This window comes from Pseudoalteromonas amylolytica (assembly GCF_001854605.1).
Lineage (GTDB): Bacteria > Pseudomonadota > Gammaproteobacteria > Enterobacterales > Alteromonadaceae > Pseudoalteromonas > Pseudoalteromonas amylolytica.
The window spans coordinates 235,487-251,467 of record NZ_MKJU01000022.1 but is presented as its reverse complement, the minus strand read 5'-3'; the positions used below and the strand labels follow the sequence as shown (position 1 = coordinate 251,467).

The 15,981-nt window shown below is 45.4% G+C and carries 14 protein-coding genes; 6 read left to right on the top strand and 8 right to left on the bottom strand.

Annotated features, from left to right (window positions below; all coding sequences use genetic code 11):
• Positions 1-36: 36 nt before the first annotated feature.
• The 3 genes from BET10_RS05565 to BET10_RS05555 are packed head-to-tail and all read right to left on the bottom strand — an operon-like array spanning position 37 to position 3,082.
• A complete protein-coding gene (locus tag BET10_RS05565) occupies positions 37-357 on the bottom strand; it encodes a YdbL family probable chaperone protein (protein ID WP_070983941.1) in 321 nt (106 codons plus the stop codon).
• A gap of 11 nt (positions 358-368) precedes the next feature.
• A complete protein-coding gene (locus tag BET10_RS05560) occupies positions 369-548 on the bottom strand; it encodes a YnbE family lipoprotein (RefSeq protein WP_070983940.1) in 180 nt (59 codons plus the stop codon).
• Complete coding sequence (locus tag BET10_RS05555; RefSeq protein WP_070983939.1) at positions 545-3,082, bottom strand: intermembrane phospholipid transport protein YdbH family protein; 2,538 nt, start codon at positions 3,080-3,082, stop codon at positions 545-547. The genes BET10_RS05560 and BET10_RS05555 overlap by 4 nt, the downstream gene beginning before the upstream one ends.
• Before the next feature lie 233 nt (positions 3,083-3,315).
• On the opposite strand from BET10_RS05555, the gene BET10_RS05550 reads away from it, so the two are divergent.
• Positions 3,316-3,978, top strand: a complete 663-nt coding sequence (locus BET10_RS05550; RefSeq protein WP_083330447.1) for a hypothetical protein — start codon at positions 3,316-3,318, stop codon at positions 3,976-3,978.
• A 6-nt stretch (positions 3,979-3,984) separates the two neighbouring features.
• Here BET10_RS05550 and BET10_RS05545 read toward each other — a convergent pair whose 3' ends face one another.
• Positions 3,985-4,860, bottom strand: a complete 876-nt coding sequence (locus BET10_RS05545; protein ID WP_070983937.1) for a LysR family transcriptional regulator — start codon at positions 4,858-4,860, stop codon at positions 3,985-3,987.
• Between the two features lie 94 nt (positions 4,861-4,954).
• On the opposite strand from BET10_RS05545, the gene BET10_RS05540 reads away from it, so the two are divergent.
• Together BET10_RS05540 and BET10_RS05535 are read left to right on the top strand one after the other, a co-directional pair.
• Positions 4,955-5,455, top strand: coding sequence for a lactoylglutathione lyase family protein (locus BET10_RS05540; RefSeq protein WP_070983936.1), 501 nt, complete (start codon positions 4,955-4,957; stop codon positions 5,453-5,455).
• Positions 5,456-6,430: 975 nt separating this feature from the next.
• Positions 6,431-7,147 carry a hypothetical protein gene (locus BET10_RS05535; protein WP_070983935.1) on the top strand — a complete coding sequence of 239 codons (717 nt, stop codon included), beginning with the start codon at positions 6,431-6,433 and terminating at the stop codon, positions 7,145-7,147.
• 78 nt (positions 7,148-7,225) lie between these two features.
• On the opposite strand, the gene BET10_RS05530 is transcribed toward BET10_RS05535, so the two are convergent.
• The 3 genes from BET10_RS05530 to purL all read right to left on the bottom strand — a co-directional run bounded on the left by BET10_RS05530 (position 7,226) and on the right by purL (position 12,003).
• Complete coding sequence (locus BET10_RS05530) at positions 7,226-7,684, bottom strand: hypothetical protein (RefSeq protein WP_070983934.1); 459 nt, start codon at positions 7,682-7,684, stop codon at positions 7,226-7,228.
• 33 nt (positions 7,685-7,717) lie between these two features.
• The gene (locus BET10_RS05525; protein WP_070983933.1) at positions 7,718-8,029 is read right to left on the bottom strand and encodes a cupin domain-containing protein; all 312 of its coding nucleotides are present in this window, start codon (positions 8,027-8,029) and stop codon (positions 7,718-7,720) included.
• A gap of 89 nt (positions 8,030-8,118) precedes the next feature.
• Positions 8,119-12,003, bottom strand: a complete 3,885-nt coding sequence (purL, locus tag BET10_RS05520; RefSeq protein WP_070983932.1) for a phosphoribosylformylglycinamidine synthase — start codon at positions 12,001-12,003, stop codon at positions 8,119-8,121.
• Between the two features lie 228 nt (positions 12,004-12,231).
• Here purL and mltF point away from each other — a divergent pair, with 228 nt between their 5' ends.
• Positions 12,232-13,599, top strand: a complete 1,368-nt coding sequence (mltF, locus tag BET10_RS05515; protein ID WP_070983931.1) for a membrane-bound lytic murein transglycosylase MltF — start codon at positions 12,232-12,234, stop codon at positions 13,597-13,599.
• Positions 13,600-13,691: 92 nt separating this feature from the next.
• Positions 13,692-13,850, top strand: coding sequence for a hypothetical protein (locus tag BET10_RS21430; RefSeq protein ID WP_170829113.1), 159 nt, complete (start codon positions 13,692-13,694; stop codon positions 13,848-13,850).
• Here BET10_RS21430 and tadA read toward each other — a convergent pair.
• Positions 13,841-14,344, bottom strand: a complete 504-nt coding sequence (gene tadA, locus BET10_RS05510; RefSeq protein WP_070983930.1) for a tRNA adenosine(34) deaminase TadA — start codon at positions 14,342-14,344, stop codon at positions 13,841-13,843. The two genes, BET10_RS21430 and tadA, sit on opposite strands and share 10 nt — an antisense overlap.
• Positions 14,345-14,612: 268 nt before the next feature.
• Here tadA and BET10_RS05505 point away from each other — a divergent pair, with 268 nt between their 5' ends.
• Positions 14,613-15,917 (top strand): inosine/guanosine kinase, encoded by a 1,305-nt coding sequence (locus BET10_RS05505; RefSeq protein WP_070983929.1) that lies wholly within the window; start codon positions 14,613-14,615, stop codon positions 15,915-15,917.
• Positions 15,918-15,981: the final 64 nt, after the last annotated feature.

Sequence of the window (15,981 nt, the reverse complement as noted above, 5' to 3'; positions counted from 1 at the left end):
GATAACGGGGCATTGCTTTGCCCCGTTAGTGAGCCTTTACTTTTTCACCCAGCTGCCATTCACTTTAACATAGTGCCCTTTAGCCGTTTTCTCGATGGCTTTTTTACCCGCCAGTGCCTCCACCTGAGACAAACTGATGCCGTTTTTCTTCGCCAATTGTTGATACTTGGCTTTACGCTTGGCGTTTACATCATCTATCAGGGCCTGTACCTGAGCATTGCTGCTAACCGCAGCTAAGTAGCCACTTGCCGTTTCACCAACCAGACCTTGGTTTTTCGCGCTGTCTAAGCTCAGTGCCCAAGCCGAAAACGCCATACTAAGGGCTGTGAATGTCACTAATAATTTGCTCGCTTTCATGTTTCTCTCCCTTAGAATAGTTCGCTGTCATCGCTGAATAAATCATCAAGTTCTTTGTCAACTTTAACGCGGATCTCATGATCCACTTTGACGTTCAAATTGATTGTGATTGGCTCTTTGGTCTCAACCTGTACCTTGTGAGTACAGGCGCTTAGACACAAAAAGCTCACCAGTATTAGGGTCCATTTCATGGGCTTTGCTCCTGTTTAGTTAAAGCGTCTTCCACTTTTTGGGTTATCTCGTCGCTCAGCCGCAACGCCCTAAAAAGCGTAAATATGTTCTCTTGGTGTGTGTAGTTAAAGTTCACAGGCTGTGCCTGGGCTTTGTTCTCACCGACAATCTGTACCCCCAAGGTCAACCAACCATCGGAGGTTAGCACCACATCGCTACTCAGCGTATCTATTGTGAGGTCATCCAAAACCCCAATGACCGACTCAAGGCTTGGTTGCTGCGTTTTAAGTGCTTCAATTGAAGCATTTTGTGCAACCTTGAGATTGCCAACCCCAGCATTGAACAGTTTGCCCTGCTCAATGCTCACGGTTCCATTTTCAATACGTACCGGAAATATCCCTGATACTCGACCACTGAGTTCAACACCTGCATCTCTTCCTGCTTGCGCGAGTAATGCTAAATCAAGCGCCTGAGCCTTGAGCTGTAACTGCTGCGGTGCACTCGATAGCTTAAGCAACGCTAAGTGAACTTGACCATCAAACACCTGCGCAGTTAGGTCATGTAATTGCGCTAAGTTGTCTTCTACTTGCAACTGTGCAGACACATTCGTGAGCACCACACCTGAGCGTACCTGCCCTACGGTCACCTTAGAGTCCGCTATATTAATCTTACCTGAACTAAACTGACCACTAATTTGTGTATTAATATCATCAATATAATGAGTGTCATACAGAGCTGATACCGCGTCGAACTGTGCTTTAAAGTCACCGGTTTGTAGGTTTAAATCCCCATTCGCCACAATGCTTACATTCCCTTCACTCAGCTGAAGCTGAGGGATAAGTTGCGCTAATATCGGTTGTAGCTTAGTCACAGGCTTAGCACTTACCACTAACTGATAAGGGTGCGCTTGTGGCGAATACTGGTGTTTTAAAACTCCCTCCATACCCGCAGCTTGGATATAATGCTCAAACGCGCCGCCACGACTTTGCTGTACCTTGCTATCAATGTGAATATCGTTTATTGCGAGTTTAGGTAACTGTAACTGTGCCAACCTTGTTTGCCCCGAGAGCGCAGAGAAGATTTCACCATGTGTTAAATCACTACTCACGGTAAATTTTGATGTAAGCCCGCTCAGCTGTTTGTCGGTGTGAGTGACCTTATCTACGTTAAGCTCACTGTCTAACGTCAATTGCTGATCCGCGCTCAGTTTTGCATTCACTTCAAGCCGATTATGCTTGCTATGACCGTCCGTAAATTTAAGCGCCGGTGCGGTTATCTTTGCCCTTGCCTCACCACTTAGCGTATCAGTAAAGCCAAGCGCGCCTTCAATATCTAACTGACCTGAACTTATTTCAACCCCACTCACTGACGCGCTTTCAATACCGCCCTTAGCCACCAATGACAGCGTGCGAACAGCAGGCCCCATAACAAGTTTAACGCTACCCTCAAGCTGGCTGTTTTGGTGTTCAAACGCCACAAAAGGTAAGTGCTCACTTTGGTACATTAGCTGGCTATCTATGTACAATTCGCTATTTTGATAGCGCAATGTACCATCAAGTGACGCCTCCCCGAGTAGCTTAGTGTTGTGAGCAAATGTTAATTCGCTTTTAAATTGCTTATCCTGTATTTGTGCTTGTAACTTTTGTAACACCAACACACTACTTTGCGCGTTAGTGCGTAAAAGAACTTCTTGTGTTTCGATGCGACCATCCTGAAAATTAATCGGCGTAGACAAAGCCAACGTCCATGGCTCACCCACCAGCACTTCAAGCTGCTCTCTATAATTTTTTGGCAACAGGGTATCGCACTCCTGTGGGGTAAAAGTAGTAGTTAAACCCGAAGCATCGGTGATAACTTTTTGGCTGTTGAGCGCCACATTCAGTTGGATTGTTCCTGTACTTTGCAGCGGCAACTGGCAGCCTTGGTTTGGAATATTAGCAGCCAGTTTTGGCGCGACACTTACCGTTGCATGCTCTCCTTGAAATACCACATCTGCATCACCGGTAAACGAGGTAACAAAATCAGGCAAGAGTCCTTGCAGCAAAGGGCTTTGTAAATCAACGTTGGCCTGAACTTCACTGGGTTGAACATGTACATCGGCAATAACATCCCCCAACAGCGAAAAGTGATTCGCTTTACGCTCTGTTAAAGAAGCGTTGATTTGTCCACCCCACGGAGCGCCTTCAATACTGATATGCTCGATATGAAGCAAAGGTCTGTTTGGCAAAGGCAGAGCAAGGGGTGTAAAACGCATCGGTTGCTGTGATTGCTGTGTCTGTTTTAACCGAGCGTCTAGCTGAGAAATATAAACATCAGAGCGTGTCGCATTAATATCGCGCAAATTAACCGCAAAAGTCTCTGCGGTTAAACACAATGATTCAATATGGATTGCACGCCAACTGCCGAATGACCAATCTAAACAACTCAATTGCAAGTTGTATGGTTGCAAATAATGGTTAGCAAGCTTAGTGCTCAATGGTTGTCGTGCAATGTACAGGCTTAAAAGTAAGCCACACACCACCACGAACAGCCATTTTAACCACCTAAAGATCATATAGTTGCAATCCAAACATCATTAATTTCATGTGCTAATAATAAAGGAAAATACCACCGCTGTGGCAAACTAATTGTAATAAGTTGTAGCTGCTTATGAGTCTGGAATATCGTATTACATAGTCAAGCAGATAAAAGAATAATGCTTTATACTAGCCTAATACTTAAGCACCGACAGGTGCATTTTCTTATACGAAACGGCCTACGCCGCCAACATATATCCTTGCTATGATGATGAACAAAACAATACTGACCCTCTTACTTTCTCTGGTAACTTTGTGTGTACACGCTAAAGAAGAGCAAGAGCCACCTCCGCTCAATCCCGCATATTATGGGGAGCACCCTATGGTTTTAATTAATCAGGGCGCGGGAATTTATGCCCTGAACCTACCACGCTATCAATTTCCAAATAATGTCCAGGTGGTATATAAAATTGAAACCCCAGGGGTGGCATTTCTTAGCTTGGTGCGAGATGCTGAACTGGTCACCATTAAACCTAAAAAGTTTAATATTGAACGCTTAATGCGTGGTGAGGAGTTAGAAGTAAAAGCGGATGTTTACAGCGGCCACTTTGCCGACGGTGGCAGCCAAATGCATGAGAATTTTCCGATTGTATTTAGTAAAAAGCTTTACTCCCGCGTGCTCACGGATTTAACCCCCTCGTCGCAATGGCAAGAATACGACGCCATCCCGATATCTGAAGATGGCAATATGTATATTCATAAAATTCAACAGTCTCCGAGCTTCAACCACCTTATTTATGTGGATCTGACCAGCGCCTGTATGCAAAAGTTTCGCACTTCAAAGCGCGTGCCCCCGCACAGTGAACTGACTTTAAAGTTCGTCAACTGTGGTTCACTCAAACCATTGTTTTACGATACGCAGGGGTTGGAATAACCTTGCTTACGAACCGAGCCACTTAAGCGCTTCATCCAAAGCTGTTTTTGCTCGGTTTGGTAAGCTTTTTTTACTGTGTACACCCACATAAAGCGGCTCACTCACCGCCACATTGAGGTGATGAGCCTTAATGGCATGTTGCGCGTTAAATGCCTCAACTGCATAAGCTGGCAATACACTAAAGCCTAAACCTCTACTGACAGGCTCCAATATCAGGCTGATTTGATTGGAAAACCCCTTCCTGTGTAATAAATCGCTATGTTGAAATTGCTGAAAATTGGCACTGAGCAACAAATCGGCGTGATGCGCCCCATCTGGGTGATCGATAAACCCCAGCTCAGTTAGCCCTTGCCACGAAACAGTGCGCATATCAGCAGGGGTCACCAGCAATAACGGTTCACTGGCAAGCAACTCGCCACGTACATCGGGTGAGGTTGGCTTGATGCTCATAAAACCAAAATCTATTTGTGACTCGCCTACCGCTTTTTGAATATCTGCATTGGGCGCAAAGCGATAATCAATACTTAAGCGTGGGTAGCACGCTTGCAAGGCTAGCAATTTGGGGTATAGTTTTAAACCAACACTGCCCGGTGACATCACCTTCACCCCCCCTTCGTAGGGGTCATCCCGTGTCACCTCACGCTCAATGTTTACCATTGCAGTTAACAAAGGTTTACCTTGCTCATACAGCCGCTGGCCCGCATCCGACAAAGAAAACTGCTTACCCTCTCTTATCAGTAGCTCCGTCTTTAACTGCGTTTCTAGTTTGCGAATGTGCTGACTAACCCCAGATTGGGTCATAAACAACTTTTGTGCGGTGTGTGTAAAGTGCCCAACTTCTACCAAGGTGCAAAACGTATTTAACCAAGTCAGATTAATCATTACAAAACATTCTCATTTTTATGATTAATGATAATTTTACTTAATTAACTATCGTTTGTAACCTGCCCGCTCACACTATTTTGGAGTGCAATTTATGAACAACACCTATCCACGGAACTTTTCTCATATTGGTATTTCGGTGCCAGATTTAAATAAAGCGGTTGAGTTTTATACGCAAGTGTTGGGCTGGTATCTCATTATGGAGCCCACTGAGATCACAGAAGATAACAGCGCCATTGGGCAAATGTGTACCGATGTATTTGGTGCAGGCTGGCAAAACTTTCGTATCGCCCACCTATCAACAGGGGACAGAATTGGTGTAGAACTCTTTCAATTTAACAATCAAAGTAACCCCGAAAATAACTTTGAATACTGGAAAACGGGCATCTTTCACTTTTGTGTGCAAGACCCAAATGTGGAAGCGTTGGCAGAGCGAATCGTGGCAGCTGGCGGCAAAAAACGCATGGCACAACCGCGTTATTACTACCCCGGCGAAAAACCATACCGAATGATTTATATGGAAGACCCCTTTGGCAACATCCTAGAGATATACAGCCACAGCTACGAGCTAATTTATAGCGAAGGGGCTTACTAAACAACAACAGGGCGAGCTTAAAGCGCCTTTTATATTTGTTTTTATGAGCGCTTAAGCTGCGTTTGTTTACAGCAGATGTTAAAGACACGGTGAGTGGGTTTGTAACCGTAGGTCGGATAAGCGTAGCGCCATCCGACGTTGTAACGCTTGCGTTGGATGGCGGTGCTTCGCACCTAATCCAACCTACTTGCTAAACAACAATAGGACGAGCTTAAAGCGCCTTTTATATTTGTTTTTATGAGCGCTTAAGCTGCGTTTGTTTATAGCCGATGTTAAAGACACGGTGAGTGGGTTTGTAACCCGTAGGTCGGATAAGCGTAGCGCCATCCGACGTTGTAACGCTTGCGTTGGATGGCGGTGCTTCGCACCTAATCCAACCTACTTGCTAAACAACAATAGGACGAGCTTAAAGCGCCTTTTATATTTGTTTTTATGAGCGCTTAAGCTGCGTTTGTTTATAGCCGATGTTAAAGACACGGTGAGTGGGTTTGTAACCCGTAGGTCGGATAAGCGTAGCGCCATCCGACATTGTAACGCTTGCGTTGGATGGCGGTGCTTCGCACCTAATCCAACCTACTTGCTAAACAACAATAGGACGAGTTTAAAGCGCCTTTTATATTTGTTTTTATGAGCGCTTAAGCTGCGTTTGTTTACAGCAGATGTTAAAGACACGGTGAGTGGGTTTGTAACCCGTAGGTCGGATAAGCGTAGCGCTATCCGACATTGAAACGCTTGCGTTGGATGGCGGTGCTTCGCACCTAATCCAACCTACTTGCTCGTTATGTAATTTTATTCAGTCTCGATTAAGTAAATTCTCGGTTATAGACTAGTTTAAACAATAATAATTCCTTGTAGTTATGTGTAAGTTACTAATAGTTAAATTATTAAACATCGTATTTTGATAATTCTGGCAATAGACATCTTGAGTGTTAACAGGAATTCTCGGCAATACGCTGTTAAATTTCTAGGAAGGGTATGAGTCAAACTGAAATTCTTGCATTGTGGGGCGCAGTAACTGGCACTATCGGTACCATTGCAGGTGTACTCGGCCTTTGGTTAAGATTTAGGCAGCATGGCATGGATAGGCCAAAACTAATGTGCGACTCGTCATTCGGTTTTGAATCACCAAGTAGGCCCACCCATAAAATTACGATTCGCTCTGTTGGCAGAAGACCAGTAGCAATAGATCAGATTAAATATTTCATTATTCCGCGAATTTGGTCACATAGACTCACCAAGCGCTTTCAGCATAAAAAAGGACGCTGGATTTGGGTGCAAAGCCCTAAAAAGACGATAAAGCTGGGAGAGTGTGAAAAGGCTGAGGTCAGTGTTTCTTTACCAGATAGCATTTCCATTACAGAAATATACAAAGTTGCAGTTGTAGACCAAACCGGAAAAGAGTGGCCTGTTAAGTGGGCAGCTATTTCTAAACTCAAAAAGATTGCCACCGAAGAAATTTTGGAAGAGTTTGCAGAGGAAAATGACAAGAGGATTGTCTCTGCAATAGGCTACCGCTTGGGAACAAGGTATTTTCTAGAAACAAAGTTCAATACCAAGCCAGGACGTACAGGTGCTCCTTGCGGGAGAAGCTTTTGGTTCCTAGATATAAAGAAGTACCAAGAAAAGCTGCAAAACGTAAAATCTATACAGGCTATAGAGTTTTTGTCTGGTAAGTCAGAAGAAATACAGTAGGAGGATAGTTGAAAAGGACAGGCACACAAACTTGTCTTTAAAACAGGTGTGGTTCGCGCTTTTAAAGAGGCTGTACTGTTAATCTTTGTAGCTCATTTTATTTAACCGACCTGCTGAGCATCGCTGCCAATAGCCCACAGCAAAAAGGCCGCCAATAAACACACAGATACCTGAGCTTACTAACCAAAATGTTAGGCTATTTTCTGGGAACATTGGCATGAGTCCAACAAAACAAACGCCACGAAGTAAAAATACACAGGCTATAAGCAGCAGCGCTAGTTTGGTAAAGGGTAGGCGTTTAATTACCCCCGCCCCCGACAGGGCATAAAGCCCCCAAATCGAAAGCAGTAAGGCTATGGCTGTGGTCACAATAGTAGGATACCAAAGCCCCTGCTCTGCCATTAGCGCCATCTGTTCACCCGCACCAAAAAATCGATACCAATCACCGCCAAATACAATACAGCCCACATGTGCCAGCGCAGCAACAAAACAGGCGATTGCCGCTGTGACAAGATACTTATTACCCGTAGAATTCATTTTGCCTCCTGAATGTGTCCGTTATGGTTAAATTTACACACTCCCCTCAGACTCAACCACTAAAATACGCGCTTCTCCTTGCGGGTGAGCCACGTGTTCAGTCCCCATGCTTGCATAGAAAATATCACCGACGTTGAGTTGCGCTGATTTTTCTTGGCCCTGCTCTTTGTAGCGCATCTCAACACTGCCATCTAACACCACAAATACCTCTTCTCCATCATTGATATGCCACTTGTATGGCTCGTTGGTCCAATGTAAGCGTGTGGTGATGCCATTCATATTGGCGATATCCAATGCGCCCCATGCGTGCTGCGCTGTGAATTCTTTTTTGCGAATAACTTTCATTGTTTTGGCTCATTTCATCAGCTGTATCAAACAAAAAGCCGCTGGGTAGTGATATACGCAGCGGCTTTTTTATTACATTGATCGAGTGATTAACCCACGTTCTTACGTGCGTTACGGAACATACGCATCCACGGGCTGTCCTCTTTCCACTCATCTGGATGCCAAGAGTTCGCCACAGCGCGGAATACACGCTCAGGGTGTGGCATCATCACCGTTGCACGGCCATCCGTTGAGGTAATACCCGTGATCCCTTCTGGTGAACCGTTCGGGTTATTTGGATATTGCGTGGTTGGGTTGCCGTAGTTGTCTACAAACTTAACCGCTACGGTACCTGAATCAAGCGCCGCTTGTACCGCACCAGCATTGGCAAACTCGGCATGACCTTCACCGTGTGATACCGCGATTGGCATACGAGAGCCTGCCATACCATCAAAGAATACCGACGGGCTGCTTTGTACTTCAACCAAGCTGAAGCGTGCTTCAAAACGCTCAGATTTGTTGGTTACAAAACGCGGCCAGTGTTCAGTGCCTGGAATAAGCTCTCTGAGTGTCGACATCATCTGACAGCCGTTACATACACCTAAACTGAAGGTATCTTGGCGCTCAAAGAAGTTTTTAAACTGCTCACGTGCCATGTCGTTGAATAGGATAGACTTCGCCCAACCTTCACCAGCACCTAATACGTCACCGTATGAGAAGCCACCACACGCCACTAACCCTTTAAACTGTTCAAGCGTTAAACGCCCTTCCAAAATATCACTCATGTGCACGTCAACCGCTGCAAAGCCTGCACGGTTAAATGCCGCTGCCATTTCAAGATGAGAGTTAACACCCTGCTCACGCAAGATAGCCATCTTAGGCTTAGCGCCTGTGGCAATGTAAGGCGCGGCGATATCTTCGTTGATATCAAAACTGAGTTTTACATTTAGGCCTGGGTCTTTTGCATCGAACTTGGCATCAAATTCTTGTTTTGCACACTCAGGGTTATCACGCAGCGCTTGCATCTGGTACGTCGTTTCAGCCCAGATAGTACGTAGCTCTGTACGTGTGTTGCTCAATACTGCGTTACCAGCACGGTTAAATACGATGCTATCGTCGCTGTTGAGCGTACCAATTGGGTGACTAACTGCTGCTAAGCCGTGTTGTGCTAATACGGCATTGACTGCGCTTAAATCTTCATTGCGAACCTGAATAACCGCACCAAGTTCTTCGTTATAAAGTACTTCGATGTCGCTACCAGCTAGAGCATCAAGCTCTACAGTCACACCCGTATGGCCTGCAAACGCCATTTCAGTAACGGTTGTGAATAAACCACCGTCTGAACGGTCATGGTAGGCCAATAGCTTTTCATCAGCGACTAAGCTTTGCATCGCGTCATAGAAGCCTTTTAGCAATTCAGGGCTATCTACATCTGGCGTTTTATCACCAAGTTGCTTGTAAACCTGCGCAAGACTTGAGGCGCCCATACGGTTTTGGCCTGCACCTAAGTCAACCAAGATAAGCGATGTTTCGCCTTTGTCTGTGCGAAGCTGTGGGGTAACCGTTTTGCGGATGTCTTCAACACGGCCAAACGCGGTGATGATAAGCGACAACGGTGCCGTTACCGACTTTTCTTCGCCGTTGTCTTGCCATGTGGTTTTCATCGACATTGAGTCTTTACCCACTGGGATGGTTAAACCAAGCGCAGGACAAAGCTCTTCACCTACCGCTTTAACCGCTTCATAAAGACCTGCGTCTTCACCCGGGTGACCCGCAGCGGCCATCCAGTTTGCAGATAGCTTAATGTTCTCTAAACCACCAATGTTTGCACCCGCAATGTTAGTCAAAGACTCAGCCACCGCAAGACGCGCCGAAGCACCGTAGTTGAGCAGCGCCGCAGGTGTACGCTCACCCATTGACATTGCTTCACCGTGATAGGTGTCAAACGCCGCCGCAGTCACTGCGCAGTTTGCAACTGGCACCTGCCAAGGACCAACCATCTGGTCGCGTGCGACTAAGCCCGTTACCGATCTATCGCCAATGGTGATCAAGAAAGTCTTTTCAGCAATTGCAGGTAAGCGTAATAAACGCTTTGCCGCATCTTGTACATCAATGCTTTGTACATCTAATGCGCTGCCTTGAACACGTTGTGATGTTACATCACGGTGCATTTTTGGCGCTTTACCTAGCAATACATCCAAAGGTAGGTCCACTGGATTGTTATCAAAGTGACTATCAGCAACCGTTAGGTGACGCTCTTCTGTCGCTTCACCAATCACAGCATATTGCGCACGTTCACGCTTACAAATGGCTTCAAAACGTGCAAAATCTTCTGCAGCTACTGCAAGTACATAACGCTCTTGAGATTCGTTACACCAAATCTCATGAGGTGCCATGCCCGGCTCATCGTTTGGAATGTTACGCAGTTGGAACTTACCACCACGGCCACCATCATCCACAAGTTCAGGGAAAGCATTTGATAAACCACCGGCGCCCACATCGTGAATGAACGCGATTGGGTTTGCATCACCTAGTTGCCAACATTTGTCGATCACTTCCTGACAACGGCGTTCCATTTCAGGGTTTTCACGCTGCACAGAAGCAAAGTCTAAATCTTCGTTTGATTGGCCTGATGCCATTGACGAGGCAGCACCACCACCAAGACCGATGTTCATCGCAGGGCCACCTAACACAACGAGTTTTGCACCAACTGGGATCTCACCTTTTTGCACATGCTCGTTGCGGATATTACCTAGACCGCCCGCCAACATGATTGGCTTGTGATAACCACGCACCTCTTCACCGTTGTGGCTATTTACTTTCTCTTCATAGGTACGGAAATAACCCAGCAGGTTTGGACGACCAAACTCGTTGTTAAATGCCGCACCACCCAGTGGGCCTTCGGTCATGATATTTAAAGCATCAACGATACGACCTGGCTTACCAAAGTCGCTTTCCCACGGCTGTTCAAACCCAGGAATACGCAGGTTTGATACTGTAAAGCCAACCAAGCCCGCTTTAGGCTTAGAACCACGGCCCGTTGCGCCTTCGTCACGAATTTCACCACCAGAGCCCGTTGACGCTCCTGAGAATGGTGCAATCGCCGTTGGGTGGTTGTGTGTTTCAACCTTCATCAGAATTTCAATGTCTTCCTGATGATAGGCATATTCACCCTCTTGATTTGGGAAGAAACGACCCGCTTTAGAACCTTTCATTACCGCTGCGTTGTCTTTATAGGCAGACAATACGTTTTCAGGGTGTGTTTCATAGGTGTTTTTAATCATCTTGAACAGTGACTTTGGCTGTTGTTGCCCGTCAATGGTCCAATCTGCATTAAATATTTTGTGACGACAGTGCTCTGAGTTTGCTTGGGCAAACATAAATAATTCGATGTCGTTCGGGTTACGCCCTAACTTTTGGAAGTTTTCTACCAGATAGTCAATTTCATCTTCTGCAAGCGCAAAACCTTGTTCAATGTTTGCGTTAACCAACGCTTCACTACCACCACCTAAAATATCAACCGATGACATTGGGCGCGGTTCATCTACTTTGAATAGTAAAGCTGCGTCTTCTAGTTGGCTATGCGTCGCTTCAGTCATGCGATCATGTAATAACGCCGCAACCTGTGCTAGTTGCTCAGCATTCAGTTCGCCTTCAACGTAATAGGCTATACCACGCTCAACACGGTGAACCTGACTCAAACCACAGTTATTTGCGATATCGGTCGCTTTTGATGCCCAAGGAGAAATGGTACCAGGACGAGGAGTGACTAAAATCAACTGCCCTTGCGGTTCGTGTTCCGCAATCGTTGGACCATATTTTAATAGCTTGTTTAACTTAACCTGTTCAGCCTCGCTAAGCTCAGCGGTTAAATCAACAAAATGCATAAATTCGGCATACACACCTGAAACAGGTAAGTTTGCATCCGCGCAGTTTTTAAGGACTTTTTGAACTCTAAAATCAGACAGTGCAGGCGCACCACGTAGGATCAACATAGGTATTTTCATCCGGGGTTAGGGATTGAACGATATTTAGGGTCGCTATTATAGTAGAAATGTTGGCTGGGTTTAACACTAATAATGCCAAAACTCGCAAAAATACCTCTTTTTGATGTAAATCCAGATAGTTATACGTTATTAAAACGCCAGCGACGGATAAATTTTGCGTTCGCAAGCAAAGTTAGCTAACGTGAAATACAAGGCTACCCCCAATCAGGAGAACGAATGCAAGCAATTAAGTGGCTACTGGCCATTATTATGTTCGCTATCCTGTGTGGGTGCGAAAAGACGCCAAAAAACCAACTTGAACAGATTAAGCAAAAGCAAGTGATCCGCGTAGGCACTTTGGCAGGCCCCGGTAATTATTTTCAGGCTCGCAATGGTGAGCAAGGCTACGAATACGAACTCAGCGCCGAATTTGCCGACTACTTGGGCGTACAACTACAAATGGTGCCATTTTTCAGCTTGCCAGAGATGTTTGCACGATTAAATAAAGGCGACTTGGATTTAATCGCCTCAGGTTTGAGCTATCACCCAAACAGAACGCAACTATATCGTTTCGGTCCAAGTTATCGTTCGGTCAGCCAAAAGTTGGTATTTAAGCAAGGTCGAACACGCCCTCGAAGCATCGAAGACATAGATAAACCCATTACGGTGTTAGCCGGTTCTAGCCACGTGTTGACCTTACAAGCACTTAAACAACAGCATCCATCTTTAGATTGGTTCGCCATCAGCGACATGGACGAAGAAGAACTATTGCTTGCAATTATCGATGAGCAAATAGATTACACCATAGCCGACTCGCATACACTCGCCTTGTTTCGCCGCTATCACCCCACGGTGAGTATCGGCTTTTCAATTACCCGTGGTGACCCCATTTCATGGGTGCTGCGTAATGACGACGATGATTCGCTATATGCCCTGTTGCTGCCCTTTTTTGCTCAGTTAAAGCAAACTGATGTACTGTATACACTTGAAGAAAAATATTACGGCCATATATCTTCATTTAACTACGTTAATGCACTGGCATTTGTTGAGGCTGCACATGAGGTGTTACCCACCTATCAAGCATGGTTTAAACAATATGCGAGAAATATAGATTGGCGATTGCTTGCAGCATTGAGTTATCAAGAGTCTATGTGGGACCCTAGAGCCAAATCACCGACCGGGGTACGCGGCATAATGATGCTAACGCAACCTACAGCAAAACAAGTTGGCGTGACGAATCGACTCGAACCTGAGCAAAACATTCGCGGCGGTGCCGATTATTTAGCAAAATTATTAAAACGTATTCCGAAAAGAATTGCCTACCCAGACAGAACGTGGTTTGCATTAGCATCGTATAATGTTGGATGGGGGCATGTGAATGATGCAAGGATCATCACCCAGCAACAAGGGGCCGATCCTGACAGTTGGGCCGATGTAAAAAAACGACTACCGCTGTTAATTAAAAAGCGCTACTATCGAAAGACCAAATATGGATATGCACGCGGAGATGTTGCGGTACAGTATGTTGACAACATCCGACGCTACTACGACGCATTAGTCTGGTTAGACGAAAATAATGCACTCGATGTAACTTCTGGCAAGTAGCTTGCAACCTAATTATGAAGTGTCATTAAACTGCAATGTATAGTTGTAATGCTGCCAGCGTGCTTTTCTCTCACACATATAAGGAGGTTCAGATGCTAAAAAGACGTCGAACTCATCAATTTAAACGCAATACACGACATACCTCACCAAACAGACGTCGTGTCATGCTCAAAAACGCACACAAAAAAGTGCTACTACGAAGAAAATTATTTGCCTTATTGCAAATGGAAGAAATGGCGGCTCAACCTTGAGCCGCTTTTTTTTGCTTTTTTGCCGCCTTGATTTCTTTACGGCGACGTTTAAAAAAGGCTGAGAGCTTTTCACTACATTGTTCTGCAAGTACGCCTTCAGTAACCTCTAACTGATGGTTTAGCCTAGGTTCTTTGACAATATTCATGATTGACCCAGCGGCCCCTGTTTTTGCATCTTTGGCACCGAACACCACTCGCTTTAAACGACTATGCACCAACAATCCAGCGCACATAGGGCAAGGCTCTAGCGTCACGTACAAAGTACAATCGACCAAACGGTAGTTTTCCAACACCTTACCTGCTTCACGAATGGCTAGCATTTCTGCATGAGCTGAAGGGTCATGCTGACAAATAGACTGGTTCCACCCTGCAGCAATTAACTGGTTGTCTTTTACCACCACCGCACCAACGGGGATTTCATCTTGTTGCTTGGCTTTGTCCGCATAGGCCAATGCCTGTGACATCCAGTATTGATCTTGTTCGTGCTCGTTCATGAAGGTTAAATTTAGTGACAATATCGCGCTTAGTATATCGTGAACACCCCATGCGATAAACCTACGCGCTTTATTCAATCAAGCGAATGAGCAAGCGACTCGCAAAAATTAACCATTTTAGGTAAATCCATCTAAAAAATTGGCTATTTTTCGTCATATTAGTGTAATCATCCTAGAAAATCACAAAATCACGTGGCCCTGAAGGCTACACTTAAGCTATAATTCGCCGCTTTTTTTATTTCCTGAGCTCAACACACACGGGTAAAACATGAAATTTCCGGGACGCCGTAGGCATAAGCATTATTTTCCAGTGGAAGATAAAGACCCACTAATCAACCAGTTAGGCAATGATAACGGTTTAAAGCGCAGTTACATCTGTGGTATCGACCAGATCGTTGTTGATATCGAAGCCAAAGTTGACCAAGCCTTTTTAGATGAGTTTGGTCTGCAACGTGGCATGTCGCAAGTCATAGAAAGTGACATCACCAACGCACTTTACGAGCGTTTGAAGCGCGACAATATGATTGATTACGAGTTTGCCGGCGGCACCATAGGCAACACCATGCACAACTACTCAGTGTTAGCTGATGACCGTTCGGTGCTGCTCGGGGTGATGAGTGAAAACATCAAAGTTGGCAGCTATGCCTATAAGTTTTTGTGTAACACCTCAAGCCGAGTGGATTTGAATTATCTACAACCTGTAGATGGCCCTATCGGTCGCTGTTTTACGCTCATAGATGACAGTGGTGAACGTACTTTCGCGATTAGCGCAGGACTGATGAATCATTTACGTCCTGAGTCTATCTCTCAATCTTTAATTGAAAATGCTTCTGCGCTTGTGATCAGTGCTTATCTTATGCGTACCACCGCAGATGAAACGATGACACAAGCGACCATGCAGGCGGTCAAATATGCAAACCAAGCTGGTGTGCCTGTGGTATTAACCTTAGGCACTAAGTTTTTGATCGAACAAGACCCACAATGGTGGGCCGAGTTTGTTGAGAGGCATGTTGATATTCTCGCGATGAATGAAGAGGAAGGCGAAGCCATCACAGGCTTTAATGATCCATTACTTGCCGCAGACAAAGCTTTGGATTGGGTAGACCTTGTAATTTGTACTGCAGGCCCTAGAGGGCTGTTTATGGCAGGTTACATCGATGACGACTTTAAGCGCGAAACGGAGTACCCATTGCTACCGGGTGCAATTGCTGAATTTAATCGCTACGAATTTTCTCGTGGTATGCGCAAAGCCGATTGTAAAAACCCCATTCGAGCCTATAGCCACACAGCTCCGTACATGGGTGGCCCAGATACCATTAAAAACACCAATGGCGCTGGCGACTGTGCTTTGGCCGCCGTTCTACATGACCTCTCAGCCAATGAGTACCATAAATTAAACGTACCAAACTCAGCGAAACATGAACAACAGGCTATGACCTATTCTTCTTTAGCGCAAATAAGTAAATATGCTAACCGAGCAAGCTATGAGGTGCTGGTTCAGCACTCTCCTCGTCTGTCTCGCGGTCTGCCTGAGCGAGAAGACTCATTAGAACAATCTTATTGGGATAAGTAAGCTAATCTTATCCACTTCCACGCTAAGTTAGCGTGAGTCAAAAATAAAAAAGCCCCTAATGGGG

Coding starts and splice junctions, on each gene's coding strand:
- BET10_RS05535 (WP_070983935.1), top strand. CDS start 6,431: ATGAGTCAAACTGAAATTCTTGCATTGTGGGGCGCAGTAACTGGCACT.
- tadA (WP_070983930.1), bottom strand. CDS start 14,344: ATGAACGAGCACGAACAAGATCAATACTGGATGTCACAGGCATTGGCC.
- BET10_RS05555 (WP_070983939.1), bottom strand. CDS start 3,082: ATGATCTTTAGGTGGTTAAAATGGCTGTTCGTGGTGGTGTGTGGCTTA.
- mltF (WP_070983931.1), top strand. CDS start 12,232: ATGCAAGCAATTAAGTGGCTACTGGCCATTATTATGTTCGCTATCCTG.
- BET10_RS05525 (WP_070983933.1), bottom strand. CDS start 8,029: ATGAAAGTTATTCGCAAAAAAGAATTCACAGCGCAGCACGCATGGGGC.
- BET10_RS05545 (WP_070983937.1), bottom strand. CDS start 4,860: ATGATTAATCTGACTTGGTTAAATACGTTTTGCACCTTGGTAGAAGTT.
- BET10_RS05530 (WP_070983934.1), bottom strand. CDS start 7,684: ATGAATTCTACGGGTAATAAGTATCTTGTCACAGCGGCAATCGCCTGT.
- BET10_RS05565 (WP_070983941.1), bottom strand. CDS start 357: ATGAAAGCGAGCAAATTATTAGTGACATTCACAGCCCTTAGTATGGCG.
- BET10_RS05540 (WP_070983936.1), top strand. CDS start 4,955: ATGAACAACACCTATCCACGGAACTTTTCTCATATTGGTATTTCGGTG.
- purL (WP_070983932.1), bottom strand. CDS start 12,003: ATGTTGATCCTACGTGGTGCGCCTGCACTGTCTGATTTTAGAGTTCAA.
- BET10_RS05550 (WP_083330447.1), top strand. CDS start 3,316: ATGAACAAAACAATACTGACCCTCTTACTTTCTCTGGTAACTTTGTGT.
- BET10_RS21430 (WP_170829113.1), top strand. CDS start 13,692: ATGCTAAAAAGACGTCGAACTCATCAATTTAAACGCAATACACGACAT.
- BET10_RS05505 (WP_070983929.1), top strand. CDS start 14,613: ATGAAATTTCCGGGACGCCGTAGGCATAAGCATTATTTTCCAGTGGAA.
- BET10_RS05560 (WP_070983940.1), bottom strand. CDS start 548: ATGAAATGGACCCTAATACTGGTGAGCTTTTTGTGTCTAAGCGCCTGT.